Genomic DNA, 24,877 nt, shown 5'->3' with positions numbered 1-24,877 from the left:
ATTGATCAGCACAAAAATAACTGCTGGGGGTTAGCTGATTGAACGTTTCAGTTCGTTTCTGATGGTCACATATAGGTTCACATCAAGAACCAGTGGTGATCACTGTAAAGTAACAGTATCCCCACTGCTGAAGAGCAGTGCAATGACAACCTGCACCACATCTAGCAGCAACATCTCGTTCAAATCCATCTGTAAATAGCGATACATGCTGGCTATCAGGAGCACCCTTTTGACTGTTTACTGCGGGGCTCATGTCTCGCAAAAGAAATGTAGCAAGAGCGCCACTTTGCCCGATGGGGTGCAGTACAGGTAACATTTCACAGTTGCAGACTGCGTTAAGAAAAGAAAAAACGGAAGCCAGCGGCGATATTTTGGATACCAGTATCCGCACGATGATTGAAAGAAATGTGGAAACTTATGGTACTAAAATGGAAGATGGCTCATACCACATTAACTAATGTCCATCAGTTGCTTAATTCATAAAAAAGGATCACAAGGATGAGCCGCTATACCGGTGAAGAACAAGCAGAACAAATTTTAAATGCAGCCAGTGAATGGCGTCAGCGCTGCCTGGTCAATGGCATATCGCTTTTCAGCGACAAAAACCTCTGGAACAGCCAGTATCTGGCAGAGATTGAGAGTAATGTGGTTAATAGCCAGTTAGAGCAGGAAGGCAATTTCATGCTTCGGCTTAAAGAACAGTTAGCCAGTGTCTCACCTGAAGCAAAACAACTCACTGCGGAAATGCTTTGGCTACTGTATCTCTGCGCCAGCAATATCAGCGTCAAAACCAAGCGTGAGCAAATAAACACTATTTGGGATTTATCCGGCGAGCAGCTAGATACGCATCACGCTATGCTGCAAAGCACAGTACTTGCTGGTGTCGGCAGCGCTGGAACAGGGTTTAATACTTTTCGCGCGCGCGAATTTGCGTATCTCGCGAATGTGCTTAAGGCGCTATTAGCTCTGCCCTCTGCCGGGCGCGAAGCGCAACTGAGTAACGGTTTCTCGTTTGGAGAGTGGCTTAGCGTTATTCCTGAAAATGCCAGCCGCCAGTTCCGCCATATGCTGATGTTTTTGCTGTTCCCCGATGAATTTGAACGCGTTTTTAGCAGCAGTGATCGCCGTACTATCATCCGTGCCTTCAAGCCACATCAGAAAGAAGAACTTTCAGCGGTAGCAATGGACAGAGCGCTACTAGAGATTCGTCATGAGCAGGAAGAAAAACAACATACTCAGCAGCTCGATTTCTACATCCCACCATTATCCAAGGTCTGGCAAAAAACCACAGAACCAGTCGAAAAGTCTGCGGTAATCGAGCCCACTGATGAATTGCTCGCGCAGCCAAAAATATTAGAGCCATTGAACTTAATTTTGTTCGGCCCGCCGGGAACAGGCAAGACCTACGAATTAAATCAATTGAAAGCAAAATATGTCAGCGAAGCGCAGACACTAACGCGCGAACAATGGCTGACCGAACAGCTAGCAGATAAATCATGGTGTGATGTAATTTTTATGGCACTAACCGATTTAGGTGGTAATGCAAAAGTACCAGCTATTCGCGAACATGAATTTGTGAGAACCAAAGCTACAGCCTTAGAAAGAACAAAAAATTTGCATCAAACCATTTGGTCAACCTTGCAAAATCATGCAGCTATTGACTCGAATACAGTGAAACTTGAGCGCCGTACAGCGCCTTACCTTTTTGATAAAAATAGCGATAGCACATGGTTTTTGCTTTCCGAAGCTCGAGAAGAATGTTCTGATTTAGTTAGTTTGGTTTCTTCACTTAAAAAGCCATCTAAAAATAATAAGACTATCAACCGCTACGAGTTCATCACTTTCCATCAAGCTTACAGCTATGAAGACTTCGTAGAAGGTATTCGCCCGGAGTTGAATGAAGAGAACGGTGAATTAAGCTATTCGCCACAGGATGGCGTATTTCGCCGTATCTGCCAGCGTGCCGAAGCTGATCCGGAGCATCGCTACGCCATCTTTATCGATGAAATTAATCGTGGCAACGTAGCAAAAATTTTCGGAGAGTTAATAACTCTGATTGAAACCGACAAACGCACCAGCGGCGACAAGGGCATGCGCATTACCCTGCCCTATTCTCGCGAGCCATTTGGAGTGCCTAAAAATCTGGATATTTACGGCACGATGAACACCGCTGATCGCTCAATCGCACTATTGGATACCGCTTTACGCCGTCGCTTCCGCTTTAAAGAATTGATGCCGGACAGCAGCAAAATAGCTGGTTCAGATGATGCGGGAAATATTCTTGATGAAGATGGCAACCAGATTAACCTGCGCAAACTGCTGGATGCGATGAACCACCGTATCCGCTTTCTTCTGAGCCGCGATCTCATGCTTGGTCATGCTTATCTTTGCCCGGTGACTAACCTCACACAGCTAAAGACGGTTTTCCTGAACCAGTTAATTCCGCTCCTGCAGGAATACTTCTATGAAGACTGGTACAAAATACAGCTTGTTTTCCGCGATATTGACGCTACCGGCAAGTTGATTGAAGCTCCGCTGATTAGACATGCTAAGTTGACCAGCAAAGATGTTTTTGGCTTTACCCACGATGACTTTGAAGAGGTTGTTGAATATCGGGTTTCAGTTGCACAAGAAATTACTCCCGACTCAATTCGTAAAATTTACGAGGATTAAGCAGTGGCAGAAATTCTGTCGGTGATTGAGCATAGTTCGCTACCAGTGATCACTGAACGAGCAGCCGCCCAGCATGTGCTGGGCATTCATCATGCCCGGCTACTGGAAAAGCTGGCTCCAAATCTTCCTAACGGCGCTTTTAGCTGGGGACATCAGTCGGTGCGGTTTGCACAATTCTGCGGTGTCATCCAACTGGACGACTTAACACTGGAAATCTTGCCAAAAATAAACGGTAAAGAAGAACATCCTGAATCCTGCCGTGAGGCATTGGTGCAAATGCTGTATACCGCCCGAATCATGCGTACATATAAAGGTGCGCAGGCAGGCATCAATACCCACCAACATAGTCTGCTGGATATTTTTATCCAGCACTTTTGCCATGATTTGCATACACAGATCCTTCAAGGCAAGTTGCGAAATTACATAGAACAGGAAGAAAATTTGTCGGTAATGCGTGGTCGTTTGGTTATCCCGCAGCATGTCCGACACAATCTGGTTCACAGAGAGCGGCTGTATTGTCGCTTCGACGATTTCAGCGAAGATATGGTTCTGAATCAAATACTCCGCTTTACCCTGCGTCTGTTAATGCCCTGGACACACTCAGGAAAAACCAAAAAGCGGTTATCCGAACTATTGATGTATTTTGACGGAATTAGCGATGTGCCCATCACTTTGCAGTCATTCAAATTACTCAAAAGCGATCGTATTAACCAACGGTTCCAGCCTGTCCTTGAACAGTGCCGATTATTTATTGCAGCGATTAAACCGGATGTACTGGCTGGTGGTACACCGCTATTTTCATTGTTGTTTGATATGAATCGCCTATTCGAAGCATGGGTAGCAGAAAAGTTAAAACCATGGGCCCACCAGCAAGGCTGGCTTCTTCGTACACAGGGACCGCGAAAATATCTGGCGATGCGTGCAGACGACTCCCCGCAGTTTCAATTGCGGCCAGACATAGCCCTTGTCGATGAAAATGGAGTTCCACAATTAATTGCAGACACAAAGTGGAAATTACTTAATGCAGCAGACCGCAAACTGGGAGTTTCTAGCAGCGATATTTACCAACTTTACGCCTACGCAGGTTGCTATGAAGTTCCTCATTTACAGCTGATTTATCCAAATCAAGCGGGATTACACCCCCACTACGGTTACACACTACAAGGAATACATGCACCGAAATTAGCCGTTAAAACTGTGGCGATCGAAAAAAACCAGACATTAAATTGGTCCTAAAAAACTGCCCCTTGGACTGACCCCACAACAGTAGACATTTCCTGTCCTCACGACGAGGCCTGTTCAAAGGCCTCCGGACTGACGCCGCCGAGGTGGCTGTGACGCCGGGTCCGGTTGTAGAAAACTTCAATGTAATCGAAGATATCCGCCCGGGCCAGATCCCTGGTTTTATATATGCGTTTTTTGATCCGTTCTTTTTTCAGCGAACTGAAGAACGATTCGGCCACCGCATTATCCCAGCAGTTGCCACGCCGGCTCATGCTCGGTGCCAGGTTATTGGCCCGGCAGAAGCGCTGCCAGTCGTCACTGCCGTACTGACTACCTTGATCGCTATGTACGATGACCTCGCCGTCCGGTTTTCGGCGCCAGACCGCCATCATCAGCGCGTCGAGCGCCAGTTCGCGTGAGAGAGTGGGTTTCATCGACCAGCCGACCACATTACGGGCGAAGAGATCGATAACCACCGCCAGATACAGCCAGCCCTGCCAGGTGCGGATATAAGTAATATCGGTGACCCAGACCTGGTTGGCCCGGACAACGGTGAACTGCCGCTGCACGCGATTAGGAGCAACGACTGAAGGCCTTCCAGCGATACGACGTGGCGCTTTATAGCCGCGCACAGCTTTAATCCGGTTCAGTTGCATGATCCGACCCACCCGGTTTTTACCGCAGGTTTCCCCGATTTCGTTCAGATCGCCATGAACCCGCCGGTAACCGTATACGCCTCCGCTCAGGGAATATGAGTCGCGGATAAGCATCAGCAGGCGCTGGTTATCTTTATCACGCGCCGAGACAGGGTTATGCAGCCACGCATAGAACCCGGCCCGGGCGACATTCAGTACCCGACACATCGTCATCACACCCCATACAGTTCGGTGCTCATTGATAAAGCGGTACTTCAGTCGGGCTCCCTTGCAAAGTACCGCGCGGCCTTTTTCAGGATATCCCGTTCTTCTTCGGTGCGTTTTAGCTGCGCCCGGAGTTTCAGGATCTCGCTTTTAGCTTCCAGTAAATCCCGGGCATGCTGCTCGCTGTTATCAGGTTTGATAGCCCGTAGCCACTTGTAGAGGCTGTGTGCAGAGACGCCCAGACGGTCAGATACTTCGGCGACGGAATAACCGCGTTCCGTTATCTGACGGACGGCTTCTTCCTTAAATTCAGGTGTAAATCGTGGTGTGCCCATACGCTCCTCCTTGTATCTTGAAAGTGGATTACTATGTTCTGGCTTAGATTTGGCAAAGCCCGTGTAGTCCGATTCCTCCTGGGGTTATTCAAGCCCGCAGCATAGCGACTGACGCACAGGCTGAGTCGTTCATCTGAAGCCCGAACAGTTGTCTGAACTTCAAATCGTATTTGCAAGGAGGGGTATAGATGAGCGTGTCAAATCAACGTTGTGCAGGCATTGATGTTTCGAAAAGCACTCTGGATATTGCAATCAGCAATATTGCCCGGTCATTCACTGTGCCAAATGAAGATGGCGGTTTTAATCAGATACTCAAAGAGTTAAAGCGAAATGAAACTCAACTGATCCTGATGGAAGCCACCGGGGGACTTGAGTCTGGTGTGGCTGGCTATCTTCAGTCTGAAGGTTTTGATGTGGTTGTTATCAATCCCCGACAGGCGCGAGATTTTGCCCGCGCAATGGGCTATCTGGCTAAGACCGACCAAATAGATGCCAGAGTCCTGCTACAAATGGCAAAAGTTATTAACCAGCATCCTGAGCGGGAAAAATATATTCGTCCCTTACCTGATGCTCACAGGCAGTTGCTGGCAGCAATGGTGGTCAGACGCCGACAATTAACGATAATGCTTACAGCTGAGCGAAACAGATTGCATCCATCGCATCCTCAGAATCATGAAAGTATCAGATTTATTATTTCGGTATTGAAAAGTGAAATGGCTCGTATAGAAGCTGAAATGTCAGCCTATATTTCGAAAAATTTCAGTGAATTATCTGCATTATTGAGCGCCGTTAAAGGTGTTGGTGCAGCGACTGTTGCCGTGCTGCTGGCTGAGGTTCCGGAACTTGGAACGTTGTCACGACGTGAAATTAGTGCGCTTATTGGGGTTGCTCCAGTAAACAGAGATTCCGGCACAATGCGCGGTCGCCGAACGGTATTTGGAGGGCGAGCCTCCGTCCGAACAGCTCTCTATATGTCCGCACTGGTCGGGACGAGGCACAACCCAGTAATTAAAGAATTCTATACACGCCTCGTTGCCGCAGGAAAACCAAAAAAGGTTGCACTGACCGCCTGCATCAGAAAACTACTGACCATCCTGAACGCAATGCTGAAAAATAATGAAGCATGGGATCCGTTGTATCACCAACATGCTTCGTAATCGGGTTCGAAGACAGTTGCTATGCTCAAACTATAGGGCAGGATCGTCTACCGGGGCGGGGTCAGTCCATCAACGGCTCGGAAGTGTCTAGATTATCCGTGGCGATTCAGAAGGGAAAGTTCAACGCCCTCTTCAAGGAAGACCATCTCATCGCTTATGACAATCAAGGGAGATACAAAAAAGTTCAACAATTTGCGCAAAATGAACCATAGTTCACTGGTCGGATAATTACATTACCGTGAGACAGTTACTATGGATAAAGATACGTTTCATCGTGCACTGGTATGGGTTGAAGAGAATCTGTATTCCGGGAAAGGAATTAACGCGCTCGCGAGGGCTATCGGTTATAGTCGCCGGACTCTTGAACAGGGATTTCAGGCGTATTCCGGCTTTTCTCCTGGCGAGTATCTATTTCGACGCAGGATGGCCAGAGCCGCAATAATGCTCAGGATGACGTCTCTGCATATAACAGAAATTGCCATTTTGCTTCGTTACCACAGTGGGCAGAATTTTACCCGTGCTTTTCGACGTTTTTTCGGCGTAACCCCCACCGGCTATCGTCGGGAAGCGACATGCAATACGCAGGCATTACAGCACTCACTACTTTATGGGGATATAATTTTGCATGTAAAAACAGTCAGTTTATATCACCCGCTAAAAATTAGCGGCAGTCGTAAATATACTGAGTCACGATATGATTCAATGAATGACCGGGATTTCATCAGGACACTCCGTAATCAACTGAGTATTCAGAAAAGAACAGATTCGCAGACATTACTTGTACTTTGCAGAAGCACAGGCACCGGTAATACATACTCCGACAGAAAAGGGGTCGTTAATGTGGAGATAGTCACCGGGAGACTGTCAGTACACGGGGATGTGGTGGACGGCATAATTCCTTCCGGAAAATACATCCAGTATGAGTTCAATGGCGACTGGAATAGTTTTTCTGTTATTTCACGAACTATATATCTGAAATCACTGGCTGAGATGGGATGGCACTGCATTGGTGACTTTAGTTTTATGAAAGTTTACACATTCAAAAGCCATCTGCACTGCAGGTTATATATCCCGGTAACTGAACCATCCGAAAAATACAGACTGAATATCACAGATGAATAAAATCAGTACAGCGTTAATTATTAAATTATACCCGGGGAAAGTACCAGAGCAGTATTTCAGAAAGCTGACTGATATTTCTTCCATCAGAAGTGGAAAAGTGATTAAAGCCCTTCACGACCATTTTGTCAGGGGAAAAACAAGAACCAATGTCTGTAATGAATACTCTGTATGTCAGGGATATCTTTCAGTAAAGATAAGAGAACTCCATTCTCTGAACCTCAAAATTAATGACCTTGTCGGGGAACTCCGGGAGCTGTCCGATATTCAGTGAAACAAACGCACTTCAGCCGGCCACAGATAACCCTGGCCGTATGTGGCCTCCGCCAGTGTCGCCATCAGATATTGCTCTGGTGTTTCCACACCTTCCACCACCACCAGAGGAGCCAGCTGCTTCAGGGTGCGGACCACCGATTCCAGACAGGTAATGTCATGGCTGCATCGCTGAAAATCATACCGGCTCAGTTTAACTCCGGACAGGGGCAGCCACATTCCCTGCAGTACCGGTATCTGTTCCGGACTCACATCGTCCGCCCAGACCTCAGCACCGGCCTGAATCACCCGGTAAAGATTATCGCGCAGTGTTTTCCGCTGTGTCAGGCTGATGTCCGCCAGTTGTTCCGTATCCTGGATTTCAATCCGGATATTCCTGAGGCTCCGGCAGGCCAGATACTGACACAATCCATCATTCATCAGCACCCTGACCGGCAGGTTCAGAAAACACGGCCGGGTTGTCATTCCCTGACTCAGACAGACCTGCAGCTGAAACAACTCCACCATGCTGGTGGCAGACAGTGCAGAAAAAAAGGTTTCACTGTTCTCACCTTCCGCCAGTTGACTCAGAATTTCATACCCGTAAACCTCCCCGCTGCGTAAATCCATCAGCGGCTCAAGCTTCATGCCGGACAGAGGCATGTGTGCCAACCGGCGCTCTCCCGGTATGGCATGGTTGTCCGGTACACGGATGGCTGTCATGAGTGTATCTGTCAGGGTACATTGTTGGCACATGAGTATCTCCGGAAATACAGTTGTCACGGATTACAACGTCTGCCGCTGTCCGTTAAAGAGAGGCAGTCGAATACGGTGACTGAAAAGAATGTCTGTTACAGCAGAGCAGACGTGGGAGGTATCGTTATAGAATGTTAAATGCTGAATGTTCCGGGGGAACACCCCACAGGAAGGTATTAATGACCGGAGGGAGAACCCCTCTTTCCGGACGACAACTCACTTTCCCCCCGGATACAGCAGCCCCACCCGCTCATCCAGACCGTCAAGGGCACTCAGCAGTTGCTGACTGGCCTCTTCCGTTGCCTGTAGCGCCCTTTGCAGCTCTTCCGGTCTGAAATGGCTCAGGTCTCTTCCGGCCAGCACCTGAGTCACGTCATGCATCCGGTGATGTACGTAATCCAGCTCCCGAAATCCCGGCAGCGCCCGGAAACGCCCCCCCCCTTCCCCGTGTATCCACCTCCCCAGCAGACACTCCCGCTCATCTTCCATTAGCGTTTCCGACTGCCCGGTCAGAATGGCGATATACAGACGGTCACGCCACTGATAGTGCTGAGCCTTGAGCAGGGTAAAAAGAAGATTATCAGCAGACAACGCCAGCCCCGAAGCCACACCGGACAACTGCGTCTGCATGCGCCCGATCTGTTCATACTGCTCCCGGGTCAGCTTCAGCAGCTGTTTATGCCCTGTAATGCACCCCGCCTCCCCGTCACTTTTTGACAGGTGTTTCAGAAGCCGGTACTGGCGGTTCAGCACCAGGGTCAGGGACTGCGCCTCTTCCCGGCAACCGGCAGAGGACATCAACATCCGCTCACGCAGACGAAAACACTTCTGTGCCGTGTACTGCACATGCGATGACTTATTCAGGGCGCTGGCTCGAATATGTGCCAGGACCACTGTCAGAAGCCCGGGGGACAACATCATGAGTGATTCCTCTGAAAACTGGGTAACGACAGACAGCATGCCGGTCAGACCATCCGCGGGAAATGTCAGTCCGCACTGTCTGTGACAAGTAACACATCGGGCACGGCCTCTCCGGGCCGGCGTGAAATCATCCACCGACGCAGCAGACGCTCTGACTCACGAGCGCCTCCGCCACGGGAGGGCAGCGTCTGAGGGGGCGTTCTGGCTCTCACCGCCTGTGACACGCTTTCCTTTTCCGACAGGACAACATCTGTCAGATTAACCGACAGCACGCGCAACCCTTTACTGTAGGGATGGGCACCACTCTTCAGTGGTACACGCTCACTGGTGACTCGGGTCTGCCCCTCGTGGCAGATATAGTGCAGGGCATCCCGGGCCCGTCCCTGGCTGATAAAAAAGGTCCGGCTCACCAGAACCGTTGTCAGCACACACCCGTTACGCAGTCCCCAGGTGGCAACAATCAGATACAGGGGATACCCCGCCAGGTCCTGCACGTCCGGCGGAAGGCAGAACGTTGTTTTTAGTGAGGGGGACAGCGTCAGTTCCATAATTCCATTTACCCTCAGCTTCCTTTCATGAATACCATTACACCCCCGGTCACCAGCGCAGCAAACACACAGAGCGCAATATAAAACAGCAGTTCCCCTGACCTTTTCATCATCTTTTCCTTCATGCTTTCTTATCTCTTCAGATTACCGGCCCCGATCACTCAGGCACGGGCTGGCTGTTTTTTTCCTTCGCCGGCCCGGGGACAGGAGTGTCCTCCCCGGTCACGGCGGAGGCCGGATTACGGACAACCTTCTGCAGCAACGGTTTTCCCGGATACTGAGTTCCGGAAGAGGACGGGGCCTGCTGGCTGATGTCACCACACAACCCGCCGCCCGGATGCACCGTCAGACTCCCGTAGCGCAGTCCGCCCGTGACAGACCCGGTGGCACCAATTTCAGCATGACCGGTGGTACACACGCCCCTGACCTCACCGTGTACTTCCAGCCTCAGGCAGGTGATGTTTCCCTCCACAGCCCCCCCGTCGCTCACCACGACAGAGCCCTCCGGGGCCGCAATGTCCCCGGTAACCTGCCCGCAGACGCAGAACAGTCCGGTAGCGACAATATCGCCCCGGATATGCACCCCGGTGGCCAGGGAGGAATGTGCCGTCCCGGCCGGTAACACCTCCTGTGCATGCGGCACATCCGGGGCCGGCAATCCCTTATCCTCCTGAGCCTCAGTGTTATTTTTTCTTCTGAACATGCGGTCCTTTTCCTGAACAACAACATACAACGTTAGTGACACTCCCGTCAGACAGGCCCCCAGGCAGGCGGCAGGGAGCGCCCCCTGAACCCACAGATACAGACTGCTGCTCCATGCCATGACGGTGAGAAAAAAAAGAAGGGGGCTCCACGCCCTGGGGAGGGTCCGCACGGCCGTCAGCCATCCCTTATGCAGGGCTGCGAACCGTCCGGCACCAGTCGTGCTGGGCCGGCAGACGCTCCGACAGCACGCCGGCATTATCATCTATAAACGGAATATCAAACCCCTCATCATCAAACGCCTGCATCTGCAGGCGATAGTGATGCAGGGTGCCGCTCAGGGGGAAACGGACGGTCTGTTTCTCCCCGGCCGCCAGCGCAGGCAGGGACAGCATCCGGGACGGCATCACCCGGCAATGGGTGTCCACCGGCGTGACCACGACATGCCCCTGGGCCATCCGGACCTTCCCGGCATTTTCAACCGTCAGCGCCAGGGCGTACTGCTGCCCGTCGCTGAGTATCATGTGAAAACGCAGATGTACACCCTCATCTGTCGCCGCCAGAGCCCGGGATATCTGCAGGCAGAACACCAACAGAAACAGCGTGGAAAACAGGCTGTAACGGTAAAAGAAATCCCTGTGCATTTTGTATGGTCCTCCTTGTATCTTGAAAATTGTTTAAAATAACTGCGATTAGATTTGGCAAGATGTATGCCGATTTCTCCTGGGTTCATAGCCCGCCAGTAAGCGACTGACGCATACACTGAGCCAGTCATCTGAAATAGGTCGAATCGCCAATAACACGAAACAATTTTCACACAGGACGGAAATAGAAAACTATTTCAGAGATATTCCCGCAACAGGTTACGTAAATCATCCATTTGATTTAATTGATTTTAATCTCAAAAAATGACTCAAGGCGATACCGCATCTAAAGTTGACTCACCAGATACTTTTTTTCAGAATCGAAATCCCCCCTAGTCACCCAATAACCTATCGAATATTCACTTTCTGTATCACAGACTGAGGTTCAGAGCGGTCGGATGGCTCAATCAAACCACTGCGCCAGTTGATGATATCGCAAGTAAACTTGGAAGAACGACACACATCCAGCCCCTGATATGGCCATACCCCCTTAGATGAACTATCTGGCAGATCCGGTCTGAACTCCCCCCATAATGACCCTGTTTGTCTGTTCCCGTTTCCTGGCGTCAAATCCGAAGTATACGCATAATTGCCAATCAACCCCGACTGGATAGCGTCATAAGTATTCGAGCCACTAAATGCAAACCAATTTTCGACTTTAAACAAGTACTGATAAGAGGCTCTGCCAGGAGATCTGGCCGAGATAATTACCGATTGATGACGTTAAAATAAATCTCACACTCCCTGCGTTTTTGTGTTCGGCAGATATTTATCCGGATACGATTTTGTCAGCATCCGGATAAAACCTTTACTGGCCCCTTAAAAAAAGGGGGGGACTGGATGGGGTTCAGGATCCCTTTGTCACCTGGAAGATAACTGGTACGCTACTCCTCAGATTCCCGTCAAGGTCTTGTGCATAGAGCCTTCCGTAATAAATACCAACCGGGCATGTCGTACAATTTCTCATGCCCTGGAGACTCATTCGGCTACATGAGGCCGTCACCGAGCTGGGCGATGACCACCCTCCGGATTCCAATTTACAAATTCCGTTTCCTCCAGCCACGTCAAAATAAAAATTGTTTTGGCCGGAGTGACTGGCACGCAAGGCGTAATCCTCCGTTGGAGTCGGCGGTGTAATTATTGGGGCCGGGGGCCGGGTCAGGAAGTTCACGCTCGCTGCCCGGGAGTGCTCCGGTGCATTTTCTAAATGAGCAGTCATAGTAACCAGCCCGCTCGCTGAACTGACTATATTGAATTCAACCTGCGCGTTCCAGTTTACTGTACCGTTCCATGTTGTGGGGGTCGTCCCATTGATTACACTCGCTGTTGCTTTGTCAAGGCTGAATACCAATCTAACCGCTGTATCCGGTAAAATATTTCCTTTCAGGTCAGTTATCGTCGCCGTTATTGAGTTAATCGAAATGTTATCAGGCTGTTGGTTGTTCTTCACGGGCGTCAGAGCCCCCAGCACCGGATACAAGCCGAACTCACTTGCCTGCTCCTTTGCAGGACTGCCATTATTAACTGCGACACGGATAGTGTCCGTCTCTGCGGTGATATCTGTCACTCCCAGCAGCATCTGACCACGACCGTCCGTGGTACCAGCGAGCTCTCCGCCAGCAGCCCCGACAACACTGGCCCCATTAAGCCTCAGAGTCGCCGACCCTGTTGAACCGACCTGCAGCGTCACCGCCTGGTTCGTCAGCGCATTCCCCGCCAGGTCCGCTATCTGCACCGTCAGCGTGTTTTGTGTGGTGTTATCCGCCGGGGAGTTATTCACCCCCTGCGTGATACCGCTCACCACCGGATACAGACTGAAGGCTGTGTCTGCTGCCCGGCCACGGTCTGCCGCATTACTGCCGACTTTCGCCGTGATTGTGGCGGTCTCTGCCGTCGTGTCCTTCACGGTGATGACTGCCTGGCCGTTGCCGTCCGTGCTGCTGGTTGCGCTGTTCAGCGTCGCAATACCCGTCGTCACGCTCCAGTCCACCGTGGCATTCGGCACCCGGTTCCCGTTCGCATCCTCCACGGTGGCCGTCAGGGTGTTGGCGCTGGCGTTATCCGCCTTCGCCCCACCCGTGGTTTCCGTGACCGTGCTGACCGTCGCCGTTGTGATATCCGCTGTCAGGGTCACCTGCGCCTGCAGACCATTCAGGGCGGTGCCACCGGCCGAGGCCGTCACGGTCGCTGTCCCGGCCGTGGTCCCGCTCAGCGTCGCCGTGTAGACTCCGCTGCCTGCCGGCGATTCTGTTACTGCACTCAGCGTGGTGCCGGTCACACCGGACACACTCAGAGCCACATCCGTCAGCCCCGTGACCGGGTTATCCTGCGCATCCTTCAGCGTCAGACTGACCACCGACTGACCCGCTGTGGTCAGGCCATTGTTCGCCACGATACTGGCCGGCGCTGCCGTCAGTGAGGAGTGCGCGGTATCTGCCGTGCCCGCCATCAGCGTGATGGTCACCGCCGGCACCGTCACCGCCTTACCGTTCACGCTCACCGACACGCCGGCAGCCCCCGCCTGTGTCCCTGTCAGCGTCGCCGTGTACTGCCCCGGCGTGCCTTCGCTCACCCCTGTCAGGGTAACCGGGGTCCCTGTCGTGCTGAAGGTCACCTTGCCACCCAGTCCCGTAATCGCCTCATTCCCCGCGTTTTTCGCCGTGAAGGTCAGCACCGACCCCGTCACGCCGTCTGCGGTGATGCTCAGCGGGTTACCGCTCAGTACCGAGTGCTTCGCTGACGGCACCGCCGGGTCAATAACCTCCCCTTTATTGTCCGTGTCACCCCCGGTGGTGCCGGTCGCATCCTGCGTGCTGATACTGCCGGTATTCCCGGTCACGCCCGCCCCGTTCACCGCCGTCACGCTGAACGTCAGCACCTTACCGATATCGCTGGCATTCAGGCTGTAGGTCTTCACGGTAACGCCGCTCTGACCACCGTCGGTCCACAGGAAGGTGGACGCATCCCGGCTGTCACCGCCGTTTGCGTTGAACGTGTAGACACCTGTCAGCGTCTGCCCCACTTCCAGTTTCCCGGTGATATCATCCGCCGTCACGGAAGGTCTGGCTGCCGGGTCAATGACACCGCCCGGGTTGTTGCTGTCTCCGCCACTGACGCCTGCTGCGTCTTTAGTATTGATGCTCACCGGCGTGCCCGTCACATCCTTCCCGTTCTTCGGGGTTACCGTGAAGGTCAGCACTTTACCCACGTCACTGCCGTTCAGGCTGTAGGTGGTCGTGGTGACGCCGGTCTGACCGCCGTCCGTCCACAGGAACGTCGATTTGTCCGTCGCATCCCCGCCGTTCGGGTTAAAGGTGTAACTCCCCGTCAGGGTCTGACCCACCTCCAGTTTTCCGGTAATGTTCAGATTCTCTGCCGACGGACGGGCCGCCGGGTCAATCACCTCACCCGGGTTCTCCCCGCTGCCGCCGCCGGTGCCTGCCGCATCACGGGTGTTGATACTGTCGGTGTTCCCGGTCACACCCGCCCCGTTTTTCGCCGTCACGCTGAACGTCAGCACCTTACCGATATCGCTGGCATTCAGACTGTAGGTCTTCACGGTAACGCCGCTCTGACCACCGTCGGTCCACAGGAAGGTGGACGCATCCCGGCTGTCACCGCCGTTTGCGTTGAACGTGTAGACACCTGTCAGCGTCTGCCCCACTTCCAGTTTCCCGGTGATATCATCCGCCGTCACCACCGGCTTCGCGGCCGGGTCAATGATTTCACCCGGTTTACCACCATCACCGCCGCTGACGCCCGTCGCATCCTTCGTGCTCACACTCACCGGCGTGCCCGTCACGTTCTTCCCGTTCTTCGGCGTCACCGTGAAGGTCAGCACTTTACCCACGTCACTGCCGTTCAGGCTGTAGGTGGTCGCGGTGATGCCACTCTGTCCCCCGTCACTCCACAACAGAGTGGATTTGTCCGTGGTGTCCCCGCCGTTCGGGTTAAACGTGTAACTCCCCGTCAGGGTCTGACCCACCTCCAGTTTTCCGGTAATGTCCAGGTTCTCTGCCAGCGGCACCGCCCCCGGGTTAATGATTTCACCCGGGTTGTTACCGTCACCGCCGCTGACGCCTGCTGCGTCTTTCGTGCTGATGCTCACCGGCGTGCCCGTCACATCCTTCCCGTTCTTCGGCGTCACCGTGAAGGTCAGGATATGCCCGGTGTCAGCCGCCACAATGGCATAGGTCATCGCCGTGGCCGGGGTGCCCCGTCCGTCCCAGCTCACCGTCGACCGGTTGGTGGTGTCCCCGCCGTTCGGATCAAAGGTGTAACTCCCCGTCAGGGTCTGCCCCACTTCCAGCAGACCGGCAATGTTCAGGTTCTTCGCCACCGGACGGGCTGCCGGGTCAATGACCTCACCCGGGTTCTCCCCGCTGCCGCCGCCCGTGCCTGCCGCGTCTTTCGTGCTGATGCTCACCGGTGTCCCGGCCACGCTCTTCCCGTTCACCGGCGTCACCGTGAACGTCAGGATTTTACCCACGTCACTGCCGTTCAGGCTGTAGGTGGTCGTGGTGACGCCGGTCTGACCGCCGTCCGTCCACAGGAACGTCGATTTGTCCGTCGCATCCCCGCCGTTCGGGTTAAAGGTGTAACTCCCCGTCAGGGTCTGACCCACCTCCAGTTTTCCGGTAATATTCAGATTCTCTGCCGACGGACGGGCCGCCGGGTCAATCACCTCACCCGGGTTCTCCCCGCTGCCGCTACCGCCGGTACCCGCCGCGTCTTTCGTGCTGATGCTCACCGGCGTGCCCGTCACGTCCTTCCCGTTCTTCGGCGTCACGGTAAAGACCAGAATGCGTCCCACATCACCGGCCACAATGCCGTATGCCGTCTGACTGACCGCAGAGCCTGCCCCGTTCCAGTTAAAGGTCGATTTGTCCGTCGCATCTCCGCCGTTCGGGTTAAAGGTGTAGCTGCCGGTCAGGGCCTGGCCCACTTCCAGGATACCTGTAATGTTCAGGTTGTCCGCTGAGGGTCTGGCTGCCGGGTCAATAATCTCCCCCGGATTCTCACCACTACCGCTGCCGCCCGTGCCTGCTGCGTCTTTAGTATTGATGCTCACCGGCGTGCCCGTCACATCCTTCCCGTTCTTCGGGGTTACCGTGAAGGTCAGCACTTTACCCACGTCACTGCCGTTCAGGCTGTAGGTGGTCGTGGTGACGCCGGTCTGACCGCCGTCCGTCCACAGGAACGTCGATTTGTCCGTCGCATCCCCGCCGTTCGGGTTAAAGGTGTAACTCCCCGTCAGGGTCTGACCCACCTCCAGTTTTCCGGTAATGTTCAGATTCTCTGCCGACGGACGGGCCGCCGGGTCAATCACCTCACCCGGGTTCTCCCCGCTGCCGCCGCCCGTGCCTGCCGCATCACGGGTGTTGATACTGTCGGTGTTCCCGGTCACACCCGCCCCGTTCACCGCCGTCACGCTGAACGTCAGGGTTTTACCCACGTCACTGGTGTTCAGGGTGTAGGTCTTCGTGGTGATACCGGCCTGACCGCCATCCGCCCACAGGAAGGTGGACCTGTCCGTGGTGTTGCTGCCGTTGGTACTGAAGCTGTACTGCCCCTCCAGCGTCTGACCTGCCTCCAGTTTCCCGGTGATATCTGTCGCCTTCACCGTCAGCGACAGCGCCGCGAACGTCACGTTCACCTGCCGGCGGCTGCCATTGGCCTCCGCACTCACCGCCACACTGCCCTGCACCGGACTGGCTAACGTCGCCGTCGCGATACCGTCCGCATCCGTCGCATAGTCCGACACCGTGATGTGTGCCGGAGCCGGGACGCTGAACGCCACCCGCACCCCTGCCACCGGGTTGCCGTTCGCATCCGTCACCACCGCCTGTACCCGGTTGGTCGCCGTGTCATCCGCCACCGCGTTGTCCTGCACCACCGTCAGGGACCCGTCCGGCAGGCCGGCACTGCTCCCGTCCGCCGTCAGCGTCACCCGCTGCGCCAGACCACTCAGGTCACTGCCTTCCACCGCCGGCGTGATGACCGCCTCCCCGGCTTTAATCCCGCTCAGGGAAGCCGTGTACACCCCGTCCTGACCGCTGACAGGGGACAGGGTTGTGCCACCCACCCCGCTCACGGACAGGCGTACCTGTCCCGCCGGCAGGGCCACCGGGTTACCGTTGCTGTCGTTTAACGTCAGCTGTAAGGCTGCACTGGCGCGCCCGTCCGCCACTATCGTGGCCGGGGTGACCGTGAACACCGAGGTCGCCACCTGCGGTTTACCCGCCAGGAACGTTGTGTTCACCTGTGCACTCTGCCCGTTCACCGTCGCCGTCACCGTGCTGACACCGGCACGCAGATTCTTCAGGGTCGCCGCCACCTCGCCGTTATCATTCGTTGTCACCTGCGCAACCGACAGCACTGCGCCGTTCGTCGCACTCAGGCCCACGCTCATCCCGCTCACCGGGTTACCCTGCGCATCCGTCACCACCGCCTTCACCGCGTTGGTGCTGTTCCCGTCCGCCAGGGCGTTGTCACGTACCACCGTCAGGCTGCCTTCCGCGATATGCGCCGTGCCGCTGTCCGCCACGAACCGCATGGTGGTGGCCGCCGCATTACCGTTGCTCTTCAGCACCGCCTTCACCGCCACCGCACCCGCCAGGGTGCTCGCCAGGTCCGCCGTCGCCTGACCCTGTGCATCCGTGGTCACCGTCTGTGCCGACAGCACCGCGCCCTTCGCGTGCGTGAAGGTCAGCTCCACTTCACTGCCCGCCAGCGGCGCACCGCTCTGCGTGTCCGCGGCCGTCACCTGCACCGTGTTCACCGTCACACCGTCCGCCACCGACCCGTCCTTCGTCACCGTCAGACTGCCGATATCCTGCGGGGAACGTGCCACCGTCAGCGTCAGCGTTGCCCGCTCAGACTGGTTGCCCCGGGCATCATACGCCACACCGCCCAGCTCATAGCTGTCCGCCGTCACCGCCGCGCGGGCGCGCATCGGCACCGCCGTGGTGATAACCGGCATCCGCACTTCCACCGACCCCGCCGACAGCGGCGTCAGCTTCCCACCCGCCGCCAGTAAGGCCGGCGCATCCCACACCATATGGTCCAGACCGTACTTGCTGGTCACGTTCGCCGTCACCACCACGCTCTCCCCGGCATACGGGATACCCGCCAGCGTCAGCAGCAGCGATATCAGCTCCTGCTTACGGTACTGCATCACGATACTGTTGTTACGGTCCACCAGGTCATACCGGCTGCCCGCCAGGCTGCGCGCGAACGCCACCGCGTCCGGGTTTATCTGTTCCACCCACGGTGTGCCGAACCGGTACGAGAAGTCCAGCGTCAGCGCCGTGTCGTTTGTTCCCGACCCGCTTTTATGCTCCACGCCCACCTTTATCAGCGGCACCGGCGTGTAGTTCAGCCCCACCGTCACCGCCGACGGGTTATCCTGCAGGTCACTGGTGCTCCCGGTCAGGGACACCCCTTTCCCCTGGTAGTGTTCATACATCAGCTTCCCGCCCAGTTGCGGGTACGCCGGCAGATACGCCTCCGCGCGCAGGTCAAACCCGTTCGCCGGACGCTCATCATAATCTTCCATCTCCGGCAGCACCGACTGGTGCCAGTCCGTCAGACGCAGGTAGCTGTTCGCCGACAGCTTCAGGTAGTCACGCCACGCTTCCACCCCGACGCCGGCCCGGCGGTTATGCCCGGTCACGTCATAGTCATAGAACGCGTTCACCCCGACCATCCAGTCCGGAGTGAAGTGGCGCACGCCCAGCCCCAGGTTGGTGGTGGTGCGGTCGCTGTCGCGACGCACCCCCAGCTGGGTGTAAAGCAGGTCTGACTCACTCTCCCACAGCGGGGCCAGCACGTCGAGGCTGCCCAGTCCTTCCGTGGAGAACGACAGCCGCGCGTTACCGTACTGCTTCAGCCAGTCTTCTGCCGCCTGGTTCGCCAGCCCCGAGGCGATACCCGTGGCCCGGTCCAGGCCCTGGTCCCGTGGCGAAGGGCCGGACAGTACGTCCCACAGCTGCTGTGCCGCACTCATCCGGTTGCTCAGGGTCGCTTCCCGCTCGCGCGCTGCGCGTACTTCACGCGGTTCAGTCGTCTCCGCACTGCCGGCCGCCCTGTCCGCCGCACCCGACCCCAGGTCAGGCAGGTCCGTCGTGCCCGCAGACCCCCTCACCGGGACCGGCAGGGCCGGGCCGGAGGAGGAAGGAGAAGAAGAAAAGAAGGACGATGCCGGAGAAGACACCTCCGGCGGCGTGAACACCGGGGCCGCCTCAGGGCGCTCACCGAGGCCCTGCTGCAGGGCCTGCATCTCGGTGTTCAGGTCCTTCTGCCCGGCAGCCAGGACCGACGGGGTGAAGGCCAGCGCCAGCGGGAAGCCCAGCTGACAGACGATGTTCACCCAGGTGATGACCCGGAAGGCACGTGAATGAAAAGGCACAGACGCAGACGCCTGCCCGTACCGGGCAGACGCAGCCTGCCGGAACCCGGCACGGACGCTGCGAAAGACGGAGAATATCTGCGCGGGAAGCCCGCGCAGCCATAATAATAACGAACGTATGTCCCTTTTCATTCTGGTACCTGCAATAGTGGTATTGTCGTTAATACTTAACAGAGGGGGAAAATTCTTCAGTAAAATGCCCGACAGGTGCCGGTCAGAATACCGGCGTGATTAAACGGGCAATGAAACAGAAATAAAGAAGCGGATGGACTGCCTTCTGTTCTAAATACAATTCACAGCCCGTTTACCGGTGACAGGTTTTTCTGCACAGCGGTATACACGGAATATTTCACACGGGTGCAGACCTGGTTTAATTTTGCCCCAAGCTCCATACTCAGTAATTCTTTCGGGTCTTTACCCAGGTTAGTCACATCCCGCTGGTACAGGGCATACACCCGGTTGATTTCATCAAACTGTTCGCGATAAGCGGAGAAAGCCGCCGGATTGAGTTCCCTGAGCGCGGCAAAATCGGTCACACACGGGTTATCCGGTGAAAGCACGCTGCCACTGACCGGCAGGGTTAATACATCCGGACCGGTAAACACCCCCTGCCGGGTGCACCCTGACAATAACAACAAGCAAATTATTCCGGCCAGATGTTGCTTCATTTTATCTCCAGGAGTCAGAATAATCAGATATTCACGTTTTTATCAGGCCATAGCTACCGCACGGATTTTACATTCTGTAATTCCCGGAAAATGCCCTGGCTTTTTACGTTAACCAACAACAGACAACACTTCAGCGCAGCGGAGAAATATCCGCCGTGCAGGACTGTGCGTTGTTCTTCATTACTTTTCAGTACAAATAATAAATGTACTGGTTACAAAAAAAGATATTTCCCGGATCTGTGCCGGGCCGGTATTTCTGTTTTCGTCTTTACAGCGCCTTTTCCTCTACCAGAAGATGCCTGCTCACCGGACAGTCTGTACGGTCAAAGTGGCACGGATACATCCGGGCTATCGTCTGGCTGACCACCTGCAGACGGGAAAGCTTGGTCGACAGGTTGCCGGCATTAACCCCATACAGTGCACAGACATCCTTGCGGGGCACCCCTCTGACCAGCACGTCCTCCAGCGCCCGGAGCAGTGGCACGCTGCGCTGGGACGTCACGCTCATCAGTAGCCTGAAATAGGTCGGGTCCACTTTGCCGGGTTTCAGCGCCCCGGGAATATCCCGCGATAAGGCCGTATCGCTGCAGGGCCTGAAATAAACCATCACCACCACCCCTTCTCATCCTGTTTCAGCTTCACGGTGACCGAGGGAATAAAATCCCGGATACCGCGATTCATATTCAGCGCCCGCATAACCCGCCAGCGGTAGTGGTAAATCACTTTGTTGCTGCGGGAGAGTGACGTCCCCACCTCAGCAGGCGCCACGCCCCCGGCCAGCCAGTCCATGACCACTTCGCACAGGCGGGGGGATTTCATCAGGTCATACAGACGCAGACGCAACAGAAAGGTCACCTCCCGCTGCACGATATCGGTATCTTTCACATTGCGGGTGACCAGATGGTAGCCACTGCGTCCTCCACACTCCGTTCCTGCAAGACCGGGATGTGACAGATGCTCCTGCAATAACACCGCCGGGTACCCCGCCAGCAGCGCGCCATATTCCCTGAGCCAGATGTGACCAAAATACTCTGCCACCACCCGGTCCGAGAATAAAAAGCGTGACCGGACCGCCACGATGGGCAGCGCGGGATAATAATGACGGATACTACTGAGCAGACCACAATTCACGCGCAGTGAAATATCCATCACCAGAATATCCGGTTTCATTTCATTTATTTTTGGCAGAATATCATCAGAATAACGAACCGCCACCACATCCGGAAGCTCCGTAAAATACCAACCGGTCTCCTCAGGAAGACATAAATTAACCAGCGCCTGAGAAACTGGCCAGGCAGGAGAATAAACAAGTACCGATAATAATGATTTTTCAGCCATGTCTTCTCTCCATAAAAACACTTACCGGAAATACATCATAAACAATGTGGTTATGGGAAAAATCTTAAGGTTCCTGATGACCACGGTAAAATCAAAATTACTAATCAACAAGATCTTCTTTTTTAATCATTAGGGCAACAAATCACTAATTCAGAATAGTTTCATTAAAAATAAACATGACAATAAATCAATTTGTTATTAAACCACAACACAGCATTAAATCATTATGTTACAGCGATACCTCCACGGAAATAAAGTTGTGGTAAAATAACAACTCCCTTTCACATCAAACACATAAAAACCACTTAGCGAAAGACTAAAAAACACACACATGAAAAATATAAAGAAGAAATAACAATGAAAAAAACGAATCGTATGAGAGAGTATTTTTTTATCCTGCCGTCAGAGGGGATCAAAAATTCAGACAGTGTCCTGGTGAAAATGACGGCAATGACATCAGAAAATGCCCCGGCCCCCCAAGACAGTCACTGAACACCACCAGTGATCATGTCAGTCCGAATCCGGATAGCCGAAAAACATATTGAGATTATCCCAGTGCGCAAGCCAACTTTTACTAATCTACGGGTCATTTTTACATCGGCACTTACACCTGTTACCAACGGTGCAAAAGTGGGTCTTCCGCAACCTAGGTGGAGATTTTCATGCCAGAGGACTCATCACTCATCGCATCGGTAGCTCGAAACGGACATAACCTACATCAGGACCCACGAAGGTTGGTTGTATCTGGCCGTGGTTGTTGATCTGTTCTCACGAAAGGTTATCGGCTGGTCAATGCAATCCCGGATGACAAAGGACATTGTTCTGAACGCACTGCTGATGGCTGTATGGAGGCGTAATCCCCAAAAACAGGTGCTGGTTCACTCGGACAGTAAGAATATCGGTGTCAGCTTTCATCATCATGCTTGCTGTTTTGCCTGACCGGTGAGATCACTGATGCAGTGAAGACTTCCCGATTTCCTGACTCACACTCTGAACAACCAGCAATGTGTCTTTCCCTGGACCCATCGGTAACCGGGAAGTACCTCATGCGAGCCTTCTCCTCATTGATGCGCGTGACTCAAGAAGGGCCTGACGGCTTGTCTCTTTACTGTCCTGTCCGGGTTATCGTCAGGAGAATTGACGAATAATTTCTGTCTCAGGAAAACGACCTATGGCAAAGGCAAAAACTGTTCATTCATCGTTTGTCGTTGGTGGTGTGGATACGCATAAAGATTTACATGTTGCAGCTGTAGTTGATCAAAGTAATCGGATTTTAGGCAACGAGTTCTTTTCCACAACTCGTCAGGGATACCGACAAATGCTGGCCTGGATGGCTTCTTTCGGAACGGTTGAGCGTATCGGCGTTGAATGCACGGGGTCGTACGGTGCAGGTCTTCCGCGCTATCTTCAGAATGCAAAAATCGAAGTTCTGGAGGTTACTGTCAACAACGGGTAAAAAGTGGGTCTTCCGCAACTTGGGTGGAACCTTTCAGGCCAGAGGACTCATAACCCGTCGCCTCAGTAACTCGAACCCAGCACGCCCGTACATCTGCCGCTTCAGCATTTTCAGGCGATTTACATGCCCTTCGACTACACCATTACTCCATCAGCTGGTAATCGCTTCACATATTGCTGCGGCATCAGCTTCCATCCCGGCAGCAACACGCTGAAGCTCAATCGGGCCGCTTTCGCTGACATTAGTGAACCACCTGCTAATTTGTTGCTTGTTTTTGGTTTTCAGGATCCGGTAGAAGTCCATTGCCAGTTGTTGTGCTATTTTCAGCTGCGGCTCTTTTTCACACATCAGCCCGATGAAGCGGGAGGCATAATTTTCTTCGCCCCTTATTATTCGCCAGGGCACCAACCAACGGCTCACGCGCGAAGCTGATGGAAGACGTACTGGCGCAGTAACAGATGTGCTCCCACCTTTACGCCATTTGGCAACATCATCCCTGACGGTGGTTTCGCTACCGGTGACCCCCTTTACCACCATCTCCCTCCATATCTGGCTGCCATTGTGGTTACCGCTTTCACGCTGTTCCTCCAGCCACTCATGCCAGGGATCCAGAAGGCTTGGTTTCCGGGGGCGGGTCGACATTTCAGGGAATGAACCTGACTGGAGCCAGCGCCTGACAGTTACGCGTGATAACCCGGTGGTACGGGATATTTGACGGAGCCCACATCCATTCTTATGCAGGGTGATTACCTCCACCCAGCGTTGGTGGCGTTTATTACGAGTCTTCTGCTTAAGTCGCTCCGGGCGACGGATATATGGAGCTGGTTGTACCCGTTCTGGTTCAGGTGATTTCTTTGGTGACAACTCATCGGCAACAAGACGTATCAGCGGCATATGTCTGTACATCATCCGTTCGAGTGCATCACCAATATTTTTCAACAAGTGCCAGCGATCGGCCACCTGCCTGGCCTGAGGAGCACCTTCACGTGCTGCTGTAGCATAGATACCGCCGCGATCGCGTGAGACAACCTGTATTTCCGGATATCTTCTGAACCAGGCTGCCAGCGTACGCTGATCACGGCCGGGAAGCAGGACGAGGGGACGGTGAGTATCAAGATTGACTATTAATATGCCATAACGGTGGCCCCGATGCCACGCCCACTCGTCGATACCAACATGGGGCGTGCCTGGCGGTTTCGTCTCCGGGGTATTGATAACTCTGCGAAGAAGAGTATCTGCACTGCTACGGAGACCCGCTGCCGTTGCCGCCCGTCTTCCAGCTTCACCTCCGGCTATTAATCCCAGCTGACGCTGTAAATTTTGTAACGCCTGTGAAGACTGCTGCCGTGCCCCTGCGAAGGAAGTCAGCGACTCGGCAAAAGTTTTGCGTGAACAGGCTGGGTTACTGCAGTACCAGTGACGGACGGCAAATACCAGCTATAGCGCCTGGCCTGAACAAGGTAGATGCTGTATTCGGCGCCGCCGACAACTATGAACCGATTTGCTGCGCTTAAGGCATTCAGGACATAGTGCAGTTTTACGCGTGGCACGAAGATGGAGGGTTATCCCATCAGAACTAACATTTTGTCGGCTGGATTGCCACCCGCAAGGCAACTGCAAAAGCTTCTTAAGTGAAGGCATAGCATTGTCCATAACTTAAAACAGCTTAGATCCTTGTTAACTAGAAAGTTTCATCAATATTTCTCCACCCAAGTTGCGGAAGACCCAGTTTTAGTTTGCCCCTCGCGAATCGCACCTGCGGATATCATGAAAAAGATCTCCGCCATATCAAGTAACACTGGCGAAGAGCATCG

General features: G+C 54.0%; 16 protein-coding genes and 3 pseudogenes. 8 read left to right on the top strand and 11 right to left on the bottom strand.

From position 1 onward, the window contains the following. Positions 1–251: 251 nt before the first annotated feature. The 3 genes from AC534G_RS03495 to AC534G_RS03485 are packed head-to-tail and all read left to right on the top strand — an operon-like array spanning position 252 to position 3,909. On the top strand, positions 252–458 hold the full coding sequence (locus tag AC534G_RS03495) for a hypothetical protein (protein ID WP_227028234.1): 207 nt from the start codon (positions 252–254) through the stop codon (positions 456–458). A gap of 40 nt (positions 459–498) precedes the next feature. Next, positions 499–2,673, top strand: a complete 2,175-nt coding sequence (locus AC534G_RS03490) for an McrB family protein (protein ID WP_286453207.1) — start codon at positions 499–501, stop codon at positions 2,671–2,673. A gap of 3 nt (positions 2,674–2,676) precedes the next feature. Continuing rightward, on the top strand, positions 2,677–3,909 hold the full coding sequence (locus tag AC534G_RS03485) for an McrC family protein (RefSeq protein ID WP_496594498.1): 1,233 nt from the start codon (positions 2,677–2,679) through the stop codon (positions 3,907–3,909). Positions 3,910–3,956: 47 nt separating this feature from the next. On the opposite strand, the gene AC534G_RS03480 is transcribed toward AC534G_RS03485, so the two are convergent. Further along, a protein-coding gene (locus tag AC534G_RS03480) for an IS3 family transposase (RefSeq protein ID WP_496594497.1) occupies positions 3,957–5,092 on the bottom strand; the annotation gives its coding sequence in 2 pieces (ribosomal slippage) (positions 3,957–4,846 and positions 4,846–5,092; 1,137 coding nt in all). Positions 5,093–5,280: 188 nt separating this feature from the next. On the opposite strand from AC534G_RS03480, the gene AC534G_RS03475 reads away from it, so the two are divergent. From AC534G_RS03475 to AC534G_RS03465, 3 genes are all read left to right on the top strand, one after another. Then, entirely contained in the window at positions 5,281–6,249 is a 969-nt protein-coding gene (locus AC534G_RS03475; protein ID WP_370612073.1) for an IS110 family RNA-guided transposase, read from the top strand. A gap of 252 nt (positions 6,250–6,501) precedes the next feature. Next, positions 6,502–7,371: a helix-turn-helix transcriptional regulator gene (locus AC534G_RS03470; protein ID WP_496594496.1), complete on the top strand. Its 870-nt coding sequence runs from the start codon at positions 6,502–6,504 to the stop codon at positions 7,369–7,371. Continuing rightward, positions 7,364–7,642, top strand: a complete 279-nt coding sequence (locus AC534G_RS03465) for a PapB/FocB family fimbrial expression transcriptional regulator (protein ID WP_496594495.1) — start codon at positions 7,364–7,366, stop codon at positions 7,640–7,642. Before AC534G_RS03470 ends, AC534G_RS03465 begins: the two co-directional genes overlap by 8 nt. Here AC534G_RS03465 and AC534G_RS03460 read toward each other — a convergent pair. The 9 genes from AC534G_RS03460 to AC534G_RS03420 form a co-directional block, all read right to left on the bottom strand. Continuing rightward, on the bottom strand, positions 7,636–8,343 hold the full coding sequence (locus AC534G_RS03460) for an EAL domain-containing protein (RefSeq protein ID WP_496594494.1): 708 nt from the start codon (positions 8,341–8,343) through the stop codon (positions 7,636–7,638). The two genes, AC534G_RS03465 and AC534G_RS03460, sit on opposite strands and share 7 nt — an antisense overlap. A gap of 249 nt (positions 8,344–8,592) precedes the next feature. Continuing rightward, on the bottom strand, positions 8,593–9,297 hold the full coding sequence (locus AC534G_RS03455; protein ID WP_496594493.1) for a CZB domain-containing protein: 705 nt from the start codon (positions 9,295–9,297) through the stop codon (positions 8,593–8,595). Between the two features lie 65 nt (positions 9,298–9,362). Beyond that, positions 9,363–9,791: a CaiF/GrlA family transcriptional regulator gene (locus AC534G_RS03450; protein WP_496594492.1), complete on the bottom strand. Its 429-nt coding sequence runs from the start codon at positions 9,789–9,791 to the stop codon at positions 9,363–9,365. A gap of 211 nt (positions 9,792–10,002) precedes the next feature. Further along, positions 10,003–10,548 (bottom strand): bactofilin family protein, encoded by a 546-nt coding sequence (locus tag AC534G_RS03445; protein ID WP_496594491.1) that lies wholly within the window; start codon positions 10,546–10,548, stop codon positions 10,003–10,005. Between the two features lie 187 nt (positions 10,549–10,735). Continuing rightward, positions 10,736–11,191: a hypothetical protein gene (locus AC534G_RS03440; protein ID WP_496594490.1), complete on the bottom strand. Its 456-nt coding sequence runs from the start codon at positions 11,189–11,191 to the stop codon at positions 10,736–10,738. 847 nt (positions 11,192–12,038) lie between these two features. After that, positions 12,039–19,733 carry an Ig-like domain-containing protein gene (locus tag AC534G_RS03435; protein ID WP_496594489.1) on the bottom strand — a complete coding sequence of 2,565 codons (7,695 nt, stop codon included), beginning with the start codon at positions 19,731–19,733 and terminating at the stop codon, positions 12,039–12,041. A gap of 161 nt (positions 19,734–19,894) precedes the next feature. After that, positions 19,895–20,269, bottom strand: coding sequence for a YuaE family lipoprotein (locus tag AC534G_RS03430; protein ID WP_496594488.1), 375 nt, complete (start codon positions 20,267–20,269; stop codon positions 19,895–19,897). Positions 20,270–20,537: 268 nt separating this feature from the next. Then, positions 20,538–20,876 carry a PapB/FocB family fimbrial expression transcriptional regulator gene (locus AC534G_RS03425; RefSeq protein ID WP_496594599.1) on the bottom strand — a complete coding sequence of 113 codons (339 nt, stop codon included), beginning with the start codon at positions 20,874–20,876 and terminating at the stop codon, positions 20,538–20,540. Continuing rightward, positions 20,876–21,607, bottom strand: coding sequence for a hypothetical protein (locus tag AC534G_RS03420; protein ID WP_496594487.1), 732 nt, complete (start codon positions 21,605–21,607; stop codon positions 20,876–20,878). Before AC534G_RS03420 ends, AC534G_RS03425 begins: the two co-directional genes overlap by 1 nt. A 702-nt stretch (positions 21,608–22,309) precedes the next feature. Here AC534G_RS03420 and AC534G_RS03415 point away from each other — a divergent pair. Next, positions 22,310–22,495 (top strand): annotated as a pseudogene (locus AC534G_RS03415) (DDE-type integrase/transposase/recombinase); the annotation flags it as partial. A gap of 283 nt (positions 22,496–22,778) precedes the next feature. Then, a pseudogene (locus AC534G_RS03410) lies at positions 22,779–23,048 on the top strand (IS110 family transposase); the annotation flags it as partial. A 48-nt stretch (positions 23,049–23,096) separates the two neighbouring features. Here AC534G_RS03410 and AC534G_RS03405 read toward each other — a convergent pair. Next, positions 23,097–24,716 (bottom strand): annotated as a pseudogene (locus tag AC534G_RS03405) (ISL3 family transposase). Between the last annotated feature and the right edge of the window lie 161 nt (positions 24,717–24,877).

This window comes from Citrobacter sp. CRE-46 (assembly GCF_059615875.1).
Note: the sequence above shows the minus strand (reverse complement) of the source record. Positions and strands in the feature narration are given on the sequence as shown.